This window comes from Negativicoccus succinicivorans (genome assembly GCF_014207605.1).
In the GTDB taxonomy this organism is placed as follows: Bacteria; Bacillota; Negativicutes; order Veillonellales; family Negativicoccaceae; genus Negativicoccus; species Negativicoccus succinicivorans.
On the sequence record NZ_JACHHI010000001.1, the window covers coordinates 85,076 to 97,441 of the forward strand.

Annotated in this window: 10 protein-coding genes and 1 tRNA gene; 10 read left to right on the forward strand and 1 reads right to left on the reverse strand. The window is 49.4% G+C overall.

What is annotated here, in order from left to right; translation table 11 throughout:
* Nucleotides 1–53 precede the first annotated feature (53 nt).
* The 10 genes from HNR45_RS00505 to HNR45_RS00550 all read left to right on the forward strand — a co-directional run bounded on the left by HNR45_RS00505 (nt 54) and on the right by HNR45_RS00550 (nt 11,051).
* Complete coding sequence (locus tag HNR45_RS00505) at nt 54–890, forward strand: hypothetical protein (protein ID WP_159822051.1); 837 nt, start codon at nt 54–56, stop codon at nt 888–890.
* Nucleotides 891–919: 29 nt separating this feature from the next.
* Nucleotides 920–2,251: a tRNA (N6-isopentenyl adenosine(37)-C2)-methylthiotransferase MiaB gene (miaB, locus tag HNR45_RS00510; RefSeq protein ID WP_260399098.1), complete on the forward strand. Its 1,332-nt coding sequence runs from the start codon at nt 920–922 to the stop codon at nt 2,249–2,251.
* Nucleotide 2,252: 1 nt separating this feature from the next.
* A complete protein-coding gene (gene mutS, locus HNR45_RS00515; protein ID WP_200841479.1) occupies nt 2,253–4,826 on the forward strand; it encodes a DNA mismatch repair protein MutS in 2,574 nt (857 codons plus the stop codon).
* Between the two features lies 1 nt (nt 4,827).
* Entirely contained in the window at nt 4,828–6,744 is a 1,917-nt protein-coding gene (mutL, locus tag HNR45_RS00520; RefSeq protein WP_159822049.1) for a DNA mismatch repair endonuclease MutL, read from the forward strand.
* Nucleotides 6,744–7,529, forward strand: coding sequence for a class I SAM-dependent methyltransferase (locus HNR45_RS00525; protein ID WP_159822047.1), 786 nt, complete (start codon nt 6,744–6,746; stop codon nt 7,527–7,529). The genes mutL and HNR45_RS00525 overlap by 1 nt, the downstream gene beginning before the upstream one ends.
* Nucleotides 7,526–8,455, forward strand: a complete 930-nt coding sequence (gene miaA / locus HNR45_RS00530) for a tRNA (adenosine(37)-N6)-dimethylallyltransferase MiaA (protein ID WP_159822045.1) — start codon at nt 7,526–7,528, stop codon at nt 8,453–8,455. Before HNR45_RS00525 ends, miaA begins: the two co-directional genes overlap by 4 nt.
* 1 nt (nt 8,456) lies before the next feature.
* Nucleotides 8,457–8,666 (forward strand): RNA chaperone Hfq, encoded by a 210-nt coding sequence (gene hfq, locus HNR45_RS00535; protein WP_024048808.1) that lies wholly within the window; start codon nt 8,457–8,459, stop codon nt 8,664–8,666.
* Between the two features lie 20 nt (nt 8,667–8,686).
* Nucleotides 8,687–9,913: a methionine gamma-lyase family protein gene (locus tag HNR45_RS00540; RefSeq protein WP_159822408.1), complete on the forward strand. Its 1,227-nt coding sequence runs from the start codon at nt 8,687–8,689 to the stop codon at nt 9,911–9,913.
* Between the two features lie 84 nt (nt 9,914–9,997).
* A tRNA-Val gene (locus HNR45_RS00545) sits at nt 9,998–10,074 on the forward strand.
* 74 nt (nt 10,075–10,148) lie between these two features.
* Nucleotides 10,149–11,051 (forward strand): EamA family transporter, encoded by a 903-nt coding sequence (locus HNR45_RS00550; protein WP_159822043.1) that lies wholly within the window; start codon nt 10,149–10,151, stop codon nt 11,049–11,051.
* Here the strand turns inward: HNR45_RS00550 and HNR45_RS00555 are convergent.
* The gene (locus tag HNR45_RS00555; RefSeq protein WP_159822041.1) at nt 11,032–12,270 is read right to left on the reverse strand and encodes an aminopeptidase; all 1,239 of its coding nucleotides are present in this window, start codon (nt 12,268–12,270) and stop codon (nt 11,032–11,034) included. The genes HNR45_RS00550 and HNR45_RS00555 overlap by 20 nt on opposite strands.
* Between the last annotated feature and the right edge of the window lie 96 nt (nt 12,271–12,366).

The window sequence follows — 12,366 nt, forward strand, 5'->3', positions numbered from 1 at the left end:
TTAAATGGGTATATGGTATAATAAAATATCAATCCAAAAAGGAATGGTGCGAGATGAAAGTAATCGCATTTGTGGGTCCGAGCGGCACAGGGAAAAGCTATCGGGCATCAGTGGTCGCACATGAAAGCGGTATTGAATGCATCATTGATGACGGTATTTTAATTTATCAAAATCGATTGGCTGCCGGATTTTCCGCTAAAAAAGAAGAGAGTCGTTTGAAGGCGGTTCGTCGGGCTATTTTTCAAGATCCCGTGCAGGTCGCTTCGGTGCAAAAAGCGTTGGCAAAGATCAATCCGAAGAAGCTTCTGATTTTAGGAACGTCGGAACGCATGGTGGATAAAATAACACTGGCGCTTGGTCTGCCCAAGCCGAGCCGTTACATTCATATTGAACAGGTGGCGACCCGTGAGGAAATTGCGCGCGCCAACGAATCCCGTTTAAAAGAGGGAAAACATATTATTCCCTTGCCCACAATGGAATTGCGCCCTCATTTTCGCGGGTACTTAATCGATCCGTTGAAGTCTTTTTTTCGGCGTGATAAAAACAAAAAAGCCCAGGGTCCGGATGAAAAATCGGTGGTTCGACCGATTTTCAGTTATTACGGCAAACTCGTATTCAGTGACGCGGTAATCATCGCTTTGTTGAACCGGGCGGTAGAAGTGACGCGCGGTGCCATTTCGGCGCATGATGTTAAAATTACGAAAATGAAGGAAAATACAAACGGTCTAGGATTGGAGTTTTCGCTGGTCATGGCCTTTAATCATGATCCGAAACGATTGATTCAGCGTTTGCAGAAGGCCATTCGTCATGAAATTGAGTATACGACGGGAATGTCAGTGCAGATGTTGAAAATATCGATTCGCGATATGGTTAATGTGCAGCGCCGGTAAACATCCCATGTTTTGAGAAGGAGAACACATTGAAAGGAACGTACCATATTATTACTTACGGTTGTCAAATGAACGAAAGTGATTCAGAACGCTTGTCGGGACAACTGGAAGAATTGCAATACCAACCTACAGACAACATGCAGGAGGCAGACGTCATCGTCATCAACACCTGCTGCGTGCGAGAAAGCGCAGAAAATAAGGTTTACGGGAAAATTGGCGAACTGAAACATCTTAAAGCCAAGAATCCGAATCTTGTCATCGGCATTACCGGCTGTATGGCGCAGAAAAATAAGGAAGCGTTATTTGAGCGTGCTCCGCATATTGATTTTGTTTTCGGTCCGTACAATATTCATCATTTAAAAGAGTTACTGCAAAGCGGTAAAGCGGTCGCCTCGCACACGCTCAAAACGCAAATGCGCGGTGCCGATATTACAGACTTTACGGATCTGCATGCCGTTCGTAAAAGCAATGTTTTTGCCTGGGTGCCGATCATGCAGGGGTGCAACAAGTTTTGCACTTATTGCATCGTGCCGTATGTACGCGGTCGCGAATGGAGTCGTCCGATCGAGTCCGTTGTCAAAGAAGTACGGGAACTTGCCGCTGCAGGCTATAAAGAAATCACGCTCTTGGGACAAAATGTGAATGCCTATGGTCTTGATTTTAAAGACGGTACGGATTTTGCGGATTTGCTTCGCGAAGTGGATAAAATCGATGGCATTGAACGCGTCCGGTATATGACATCGCATCCTCGTGACATGACGCGGGAGATGATCGATACGATTGCGCAGAGTCGGCACGTGGTCACCCAAATGCATTTACCCGTACAATCCGGTTCGGATGCTGTATTGAAAGGGATGAACCGCGGTTATACGGTAGAGCATTATTGTAAATTGGTGGATTATATCCGCAAAGTGATGCCCGATGTGGTACTGACGACCGATCTGATCGTAGGTTTTCCCGGCGAGACGGAAGAAATGCATCGGGAAACGCTGGAGCTGCTGAAAAAGATTCGTTATGACTTGGCGTACACCTTTCTATACTCGCCGCGTTCGGGAACACCCGCCGCCAAAATGGCGGGACAGGTTTCCAAAGATGTCATGAAACGGCGCTTACAGGAACTCATGAGTATCCAAAACGAAATCAGCTTAGAGCGCAACGAAACGATGGTCGGTAAAACATATGAAGTAATCGTGGAAGGGCCGACTAAAAATAATCCGAAGATGTGGTTCGGTCGTACGAGCGGTAACAAAATGATTATTTTTGCACCGCGCGCAACGACTATGATCGGTGAGACAACACAAGTGAAAGTAGACCACGCGCAGACATGGCTTTTGCGTGGCGAATTGGCAGAAAGGAACTGACATGGCGGCCAAACTGACGCCGATGATGGCGCAGTATCAAGCAATCAAAAAAGAGCATCCGGATGAAATTCTGTTTTTCCGCTTGGGCGATTTTTATGAAATGTTCTTTGATGATGCCTTGCTGGCTTCCCGTGAGCTGGAATTAACCTTAACGGGACGGGCGGCAGGGAATAAAGAACGCGCACCGATGTGCGGTGTACCGTTTCATTCGGCGGAGAGCTATATTTATCGTCTGGTGCAGAAAGGTTATCGCGTAGCCATCTGTGATCAGCTGCAGGATCCGAGTGAAACCAAAGGCCTGGTCGAACGCGGCGTCACTAAAGTTATCACGCCGGGGACAGTTCTTTTAGACAGTTCATTGGCGAACGGTACCCGCAATTATTTGGCGTACTTGTATCAAAAAGAAGCGCAAATCGTGTTGGTGCTTGCTGAAGTTTCGACCGGAGAATGTCGTTGGGGATTATTTACGGATAAAGAAAAGCATGAACTGTTCGACGCATTGAGTATTTATGCGCCGGCGGAACTGATTATCGAAGCATCGGACGAATGTAAATTAAGTATCGAAAATTATGCCAAGTCGCGTCTTGGGACGATGCTGATTTTGAGCGCTGAAGAACTGGAAATGCCGCTACCGAAACTGACCGGGGCAACTGATTTCGGCGGTTTGGCGTCTGCGGAATTACCGACGGAGTCAGCGGTTCGCGAAGCATTGGCGCAGTTGTTTTATTATTTGGCAAAAACGTTGCAGCAATCGGCGAAACAGGTTACATTGCTATTGCCGTTGCGTGAAGAAGCGCAAATGACGCTTGATCATCGGACGTTACGTCATTTAGAAATCTTACAGAATATGCAGGACGGAAGTATCCGCGGTACTCTCTATGCGCTTTTAAAGCAGACGCAAACGGCCATGGGGGCGCGCCTTTTACAGCGTTGGTTGGAAGCACCGCTACTCTCGGATAGGGAAATTTTGGCGCGGCAGGAAGCGGTGGCGGATTTTCTTAAAAATGCGCGCCAAGCGGATGCATTAGGAAATGTCTTGGAACGTATTTATGATTTTGAGCGGATCGTCACTAAAGTGGAGATTGGAACGGCGACGCCGAAAGATCTTTTGGCGGTACGGGATTCGTTAGCGGAACTGGTGCCGTTAAAGGAACTTTTGCAAGAATTCAATGCACCTATGCTGCAAACGTTGAACCGCGATGTGGCGACGCACACGGATGTGTATACATTGCTGACGGAGGCTATCGCGCCTGACGCGGGTTTGCAACGTAACGGTGATTATATTAAAGACGGTTTTTCGCCGCGGCTGGACGAATTACGTTCGCTGGTCCATGACAGTCGCAGTTGGATCGCCAATTTGGAAGCGGCGGAAAAAGCTAAATCGGAACTTAAGTTAAAAATCGGTTTCAACAATGTGTTCGGTTACTATTTTGAAGTGCCTCGTTCCCAAGCGGAACGGGTACCGGAGTATTTTGTACGTAAGCAGACGCTGGCGAACGCCGAACGCTATATCACACCGGAACTGAAGGAGTTTGAAGTCAAAGTACTGTCGGCACAAGCGGAAATGGACAAGCTGGAAGCACAGCTATTTTCGCAGGTGCTCGCGGATCTGCGACCGGCGCTTGCGGATCTGCAGAAAACGGCGCGTACTCTTGCCGTCATTGATACGCTGCTGGCACTTGCCGTGGCCGCGCATAAATATCGTTGGGTACAGCCGGCATTAAATCGTCAGAATCGAATTGAAATCCGCGACGGCATGCATCCGATGTTGGCCGCCGCACAAAAGGATACATTCGTTCCGAATGACACCGTTTTACGTCATGAGGACTGTGAAACCATGCTGATTACCGGGCCTAATATGGCCGGTAAATCGACGTATATGCGACAAGTCGCATTGCTGTTGTTGATGGCGCAGATTGGTTCGTTTATCCCGGCGCGCACTGCCGATATTTGTCCGGTCAGCCGCATTTTTACGCGCATCGGCGCGACGGATGATATTGCCAGCGGTCAAAGTACATTTATGGTGGAGATGAATGAAGTCGCCGATATTTTACAGGCGGCGGACGCCAACTCCCTCATTTTGCTCGATGAAGTCGGTCGCGGCACGAGCACCTATGACGGCTTAAGCATCGCGCGCGCGACCGTTGAATTTATTGCGGAGAAAATCGGTGCGTTTACGTTATTCGCAACGCACTATCATGAGTTAACGGAAGTTGCGGATGTTTATCCGCACATTCAAAACTTTACGGTTTCCGTCAAGGAGCGTCGCGGCGACGTGCAGTTTCTACGACGCATTATCCCCGGGAAAGCCGATAAAAGTTACGGTATTCATGTCGCCAAACTGGCGGGCTTACCGACGAGTGTGTTGCAAAGGGCACAGACGCTGCTGGCGGAACTCGAAACCACAACTCCCGCTGCACCTGCAGAAGCGGAGCGTGTTCCGGCGATGGACATTTTTGCCGACGGCATTTGGGATGAATTGGCCGGTTTAGATGTTTTCAGCATGACACCGATGGAAGCAATGGAAACGTTATTCAGATTAAATAAGGAAGCCAAAGCGAGAAAGGGATTGTAATATGGCGCAAATACATATTCTCGATGCCGTTACCGTTAATCAAATTGCCGCCGGGGAAGTCGTTGAGCGACCGGCTTCGGTAGCCAAAGAATTGATTGAAAACGCCTTGGATGCGAATGCTACACATATTGAAATCGAAATTGCGGAGGGCGGAGCGCGCTACCTGCGTGTGACGGATGACGGCAACGGTATGACGGCGGAAGATGCAGCCCTTGCATTTGTACGTCACGCGACGAGTAAAATTCAAAAAGCGGCCGATATCTTCGCGATCAGTTCGATGGGATTTCGCGGTGAAGCCTTGGCAAGCATTGCGTCTGTTGCCAAGGTGACGTTGGTCACGCGTACGCAAGAAGCAGAAACTGGACAGGAAATTCGCATCGAAGGCGGCGAATTAATTTCTTCGCAGACAATCGGAGCGCCGGTAGGCACGACACTTGAAGTGCGAGATTTATTTTACAATACGCCCGCGCGGCAAAAGTTTTTGAAAACGGAACGTACGGAAAGCAGCCGAATTAATACATTGGTCGGTAAATTGGCATTAGCGCATCCGCAAATCGCGCTTCGTTTAATCAATAACGGTCGTACCGTAATTGATACGCCCGGCAACGGAGATATGCTGGATACATTTGCATCTTTATTCGGAACGGATCTTGCGAATGCCATGTTGCCGGTGGAGTATCAAACCGAGACCGACAGCGTGACCGGTTATATCGCTAAACCGGCTGTACTGAAGAGCAGTCGCCAATGGCAAACGTGGATTGTCAATGGTCGGATCGTGGAAAGCCCCGCTTTGAGTCGGGCACTCGACAATGCGTACCATTCATTGTTGCCGAAACGCGGCTACCCGCCGGCCGTGATTCGCGTAATGATTTCTCCCGCGGATGTCGACGTAAATATTCATCCGCAAAAGCGGGAAGTTAAATTCAGCGATGAGCAGGCGGTATTTCGTGCGGTATATCATGCGGTTTTAAATGCGTTGACGAGTGTTGATGATGCGGCCACCGTGGCGACGGAAGTGACACAGGCACCGCTTGGTATGCAACGCCATACCGCTGCATTGCAAGGCGAATCCGCGCAGAAACAAAATGAATTTACGCTAGCGGATAAGAAAACGGATTTTGAGCTCCAGCAAGGGGTGTTGGAGTCGACGGTACGTCCGCCGAATGCCATTACGAAACCGAGCTCATCAAGCGCGCCAGCCGCTTCAACACAGACGGCAACGTCTTACGCACCGCCGCGTTGGAGCGTCGCGGAAGAAAATACGTTCAGCGAATACATGGCGAAGGTACAGCAAGAGGATACTTCCGACGAAGAAGAACGCATTTTATTTACACCGCAGGAAGATGCAGAGGCTACACTTGTCCCATTGGGTCAGATCGCGAACTGTTTTATCGTTTGTCAAAAAGGCGAAGAGCTCTACATCATTGACCAGCATGCGGCGCATGAAAGAGTACGCTACGATCGTTTGGCACAGGCGACCGAAGGGATTCCGGCGCAAACCTTACTGGTGCCGCAACTTTTGCAACTCGATGCCGAAGATGTTCAAGCATTGCTCACCCATGAGGAGCAGTTGCACGCACTGGGATTTCAATTTGAGCAGGCCGGACCGCAATTGCTGCGTTTAGTAGCGGCGCCTGCCGATGCCGTCGGCACCGAACAGGAACGCATGCTGAGCGAAATCAGTTTGGCGCTGCAGGCGGATACGCCGCCGACCGCCGAACAGTTACGCCATCGCGTATTGGCATATGCTTCCTGCCGCGGAGCGATCAAAGCGGGGCATGCATTGAATATTCGTCAGATGCGGGAATTAATTCGCGATTTGCTCGCGACAAAACGTCCGTTTGTTTGCCCGCATGGCCGACCGGTTATGGTTCGATTTACCGCCGCCGATTTGGCAAAACTGTTTCGGCGCTCCTGATGATGATATGGGGGATTACGACCGGATATAAGCCGACTAACGAGCAACGCCTGCAGGCACAGGAGTTGGCGTCCGAGTGGCAACTTCCTTACGTGGAGCGCGGCCATGCATCATTGCGTCGCTTGGCGGAGCGGACACGGATTTCCCATTGGCTCGTGCAATTGCAGCGGGGATTAGTCGCAACGGATGGAAAGACACGGCTGGAGTTTCATTTGCAAATGGCAAAGTTACGTGCGCTGAATTGGGAACGTAAGCGCCAAGATCATTTTGCCGATCTTTTGCATGAAGTTTCTCCGGAACATTTTTTAGACGCCACATTCGGTCGAGGCAGCGACGCGATTATGGCCGCTTATACCGTGCCTGAGAACGTGGAAATCATTGCGCTTGAAAAGTCATTTCCGGTGTATGCAGTGGGCAGAGACGGTTTGCGCTCTATGAAAGTTCCCGAAGCACCGGCATTGACGGCAGCGTTGCGGCGGATTCATTTACTCCATGTTGACGTGAACGACTATCTCAAGAAACAACCGGATAACCACTTTGATGTCATTTATTTTGACTTCATGTTTCATCATACGGTAAGCCAAACCAATAACTTGTCTGATTTGCGCATATTTGCCGCGCAAGCAGGGCTGGATGAAAAGCTCTGGGAAGATGCAAAGCGAGTTGCTAAAAAGCGTATTATTGTTAAAAACAGACCATTCGCGAGCTGGTTTAAGACGCATCCGCCGACGTTTTTACGCGGCGGTACGTATAGTCGAGTGGTTTATGGAGTATGGAACTTATGAAACAACGCCTGGTAGTTATTATGGGGCCGACGGGGGCGGGTAAAACAGAAGTGTCATTGCATCTTGCCGAAATGTTCAATGGGGAAATTATTTCGGCGGATGCGTTTCAAGTGTACCGCGGCCTGGACATCGGTACAGCGAAAGCAAAACCCGCTGAACAGAAACGGGTTGTACATCATCTGCTGGACATTAAAGAGGTCACTGATAACTATACGGTGGCCGAATTTTGTGAGCGTGCCAGGATACTGATTACCGATATTGCCGCGCGGGGGAAAACCCCCTTTTTGGTCGGCGGTACCGGTCTTTATGTACAAGCATTGCTTGAAGGTTATACATTCCCTGACATCGGACCGGTTCGGGAATGGACGCAGCGCTACAATGAAATGTATCGCACGCAGGGGGTGGAACGATTACGCGAGGAAATGCGGCAACGTTCTCCGGAATATTTTGCGACACGGACGGTAGGCGATCCGCAACGATTGATTCGCGCCCTTTCCGTACTTGCGGCGGGAGGCAGTTACGAAGCGACGAAGAAAAGCGATGAGCCATTGTATACCGGACCGGTATTCGCACTGGCGCCGCCGCGGGAAACATTGTATGAGCGTATTAATGCCCGTGTTGAAAAAATGTTTGCCGAAGGTTTGGAAAACGAGGCGCGTTGGCTTTGGCAAAAGCATGAAGGCAGTATAAGCCAAGCGGGGAAAGGGATAGGGTACCGTGAATGGCCGGCATACTTTGCGGGGGCGCAGACACGTGAAGAAACGCTTGCTTTGATACAGCTTCATACGCGCCGTTTTGCCAAACGCCAAATGACATGGTTGCGCCGAATGCCATACATAACGTACATAGATCCGTGCGCATACCCGAACGCGCAAGCGCTCGCTGATGCCATGCAACAAATCATTAAAAACAACTGGGAGACGTGAAATGACAAATAAAATAAATTTACAGGATGCTTTTCTTGAGGCCTTAAAAAAGGCGAAGGCCGCAGTCAATATTTATCTTTTGAATGGGGTTAAACTGCAGGGAATTGTCAAGGATTATGATAATTTCACAGTATTACTTAAAAGTCAGGAAAAAGAGCAGCTGATTTACAAGCATGCCATTTCTACGATTCAAGAAGGGGAAAAAGAGTGAACGATTCACAATCATCTGCCATTACGCTTAAGGAAATCGAAACACAGGCTTTACTCACATGTCGGGAAGCGTTTGCGCGCTATGATGAAGTCGCGGTAAAAAATACCGAGAAAATCTTAACAGCATTTCGTGAATGCCAATTATCCGCATTCCATTTTCAAGGAACGACAGGTTATGGTTATGACGATGTCGGCAGGGAAACCTTGGAAAAGGTATTTGCGCATGTTTTTCGTGCGGAAAAAGCGCTGGTCCGTCCGCACTTTGTTTCAGGAACGCATGCCTTAGCGACAGTCTTGTTGGCATTGCTTAACCATGGCGATGAAATGGTCTGTGCGATGGGAACCCCTTATGACACAATGCAAACGGTTATCGGGCTTACCGGTAATGCGCCGGGGAATCTGCGGGAGCGTGGCGTCGCATATCATGAAGTAGCTACGAAAGGCGGTCGGTGCGATCTTACTGCGTTGGCGAATGCAGTGGGACCCAAAACACGTCTGGTATTGATCCAACGTTCGCGCGGTTATGCGGAACGAAAAGCGCTGACAATTACCGAAATAGCCGAAATCATTCGTGTCATCAAAACGAAAAATCCGCAGACGATTTGTTTCGTCGACAATTGCTACGGAGAGTTTACCGCCACGCAAGAACCGATCGAAGTCGGTGCTGATATCGCAGCCGGTTCGCTGATCAAAAATGCCGGTGGCGGGATCGCTCCGACAGGGAGTTATGTCGTCGGGCGCGCGGATCTGGTCGAAGCAACGGCGCATCAATTGACGGCACCGGGTCTGGGGGATGAGATGGGTTCGTATACACCGGGGTATCGACTCTTTTTTGAAGGCCTTTTTATGGCACCGCATGTAGTCGGACAAGCGTTACGCGCCGCCGAATTTGCTGCCGCCGTGTTTCATCGTTTGGGCTTCAAAAGCGAACCGCAATTAGGCACGGAGCGCAGTGATCTGATTCAAACGATCGAATTGGGCACGGAAAAAGCGTTATGCGGATTTTGCGAAGGATTGCAGGCATGGTCACCTGTCGACGGCTATGTGCGTCCGGTTCCGGGGGAGTTACCGGGGTATGCCGATCCGATTATCATGGCTTGCGGCGCATTCACGCAAGGGTCATCCATTGAACTTTCCGCCGACGGTCCGTTGCGTGCGCCGTATACGGTATATTTGCAAGGCGGTTTGGTATTTGAACACTCACGCTTGGCTATTATGGGTGCAGCCGCTAAAGTGCTTGAGCAATAGAAATCAAAAATCCCATCGTACGATGGGATTTTGCTTTTGCTTGACAATGATATCTTCTCTCGGGTAAAATGAATAAAGTTACGCGGGGCTATAGCTCAGTTGGTTAGAGTGCTACGTTGACATCGTAGAGGTCACTGGTTCGAATCCAGTTAGCCCCACCATTTTAACACCGTCAGGGTGCTTTTTTTTTGCCGTTAAAATTTTTACAATGCGAAGTAGCGCGGAAAGGATCAATATGGCGAAGTGGGCAGTCGCAGTCGCTGCGCTTTTTTGGGCAATCAGCGGCGTAGTGGCGCAACAATTGTTTGCCTCCACGACGATTCAGGCACCGGCCTTAACAACGATTCGAATGGCATTTAGCGGGATTTTATTTTTGCTGATTTTTTTTGTAACGCGCTCCAAGCACGGAAAACTCGCTTCACGCACTCGTAAATTTTATCTGCTGAAAATGCCGTTGTTCGGAGTGCTGGGTATTTTCGGTATGCAGTATACGTACTTTCAAGCGATTCAGCACGGCAGCGCGGTAGTGGCAACCGTATTGCAAAATTCTGCACCGGTGTTGCTGCTTTTCTGGGCGATTTGGCGCACTAAGTCTTGGCCGAATTTAACCGATGTGTTGGCGACCACAGGAGCAGTAATCGGTGTTGTACTGCTGGTGACGGGCGGGGACGTGACCAAACTTCTCGTTTCTCCGATAGCCATTTTCTGGGGGATTTTATCCGCCTTTGCCGCCGCATTTTACATCCTTTTTCCGCTTTCGTTATTGCGGCGTTTTCCCGCGCCATATTTATTGGGGTTGGGAATGTTGTACGGAAGCATATTCAGTTATTGGATTACGCCGGTGACCGATTGGTCTATGTTCTTTCGCCCGCAAGTTTTACCCATGTTTTTATACATCGTGGTGGGCGGAACACTGATTCCGTTTTTTCTGTTTCTCTATGCGTTACGTACATTACCGCCGACTACAGTCAGTGTGCTTACCTGTCTGGAGCCCTTTGGCGCAGTCGTTTTTTCGGTACTCTTTTTGGGCATGTCATTCGGTTGGGGAGAAATCATCGGCATTATTTGCGTCATGAGTGCGGTGCTTTTACTTACTTTCAGTAAAGAGCCGCGAGAACCTACGCAAAGTCAGGACTGAAATTGCCGTCATGAAAGATTTCTACTTCACGACCGTCTTTGGTGCGTCCGACAATGGTAAGGTCAGAACTTCCGATCATAAAATCCACATGAATCATCGAGCGGTTTAAGCCGGCGGCGGTCAATTCGTCGTCGGTTTTTGTTTTGCCGTCGGTGATGCAAGTAGGATACGCGGCGCCGAGCGCCAAATGGCAGGAGGCGTTTTCGTCAATTAACGTTTCATAGAACGAATAGGGAATTTGCGCAATGGGTGAATCTTTTGGTACGAGTGCGACCTCGCCTAAAAAGCGTGCTCCTTCATCCGATGCAAGCAATTGTTCGATGGCCTCCTTACCTTTCGAAGCTTCTACTTGCACTACTTTACCGTCGACGAAATCAAGCTCCAATCCTTCGACCGTTTGGTTGTAAACGACTAACGGGCGAGTGCTGGTGACGTGACCTGTCATGCGCCGAAAATCAGGGGCAGTAAAAATTTCTTCCGTGGGAATGTTAGCAGCGAACGGGACCGCGCGGCCGCTTTTTTCATTACCGCCTTGCCATATGTGCGTGTCCGGCAGGCCGATCACGAAATCCGTGCCGTTTTTGCTCATGTAGTGCAATGTGTCCAGTCGTAACGCATCTAATAATCGACGACGTCTGTGCAATGTATCCAAATGATTTTGCCACGCTGCCAACGCATCTTCGTTTTGAATACGGGAAACATAAAAAATGGAGTCCCATAACTTTTCTAAAGCCGTTACCGGCGTTTCGTCCGGAAATAAAAGGGCTGCCCAGGTGGGGGTTGCAACGGCCGCTACTAGCCACTGCACTTGCGAGTTCATAATGGCTTGTGAGTAAAACTGAAATACTTTGTTTTTGGCCTGCTGAAACGCGTTAATTCGCGTCGTGGGTACCTCTTTGAAAAGTGGCGAATCACAACTTACCAAAGAGATGATAGCTCGATTTTCCGCCAAATATTCTTGTGCTTTGGTGATCTGCGAAGGACGGGTATACAGCAGCGAATCTTCCTGCGCGTATTGCAAACGCTGGGCGAAAACGGTACCGGATTGCCAATCAACCTGCACATCGCCGGCGCCATGGGCGTAAGCGGCATTCACCAAAACGGTGACAAATTCATGTGCTTCCACCGGTGCGTTAATAAGTAACAGTTGCTCGGGTTGCAAGTTCACGCCGTATTGTAAAAGAACATCCGCATACGATTTCGCAAGTTTTTGATCCATAATTCATTGCTCCTTTGTGTCACTGGGTATAAAATATATTCAGAACGTATAAAACAAGAGAAAGAAGGATTATCGGTGCATTTTTCTCGGTCCGTC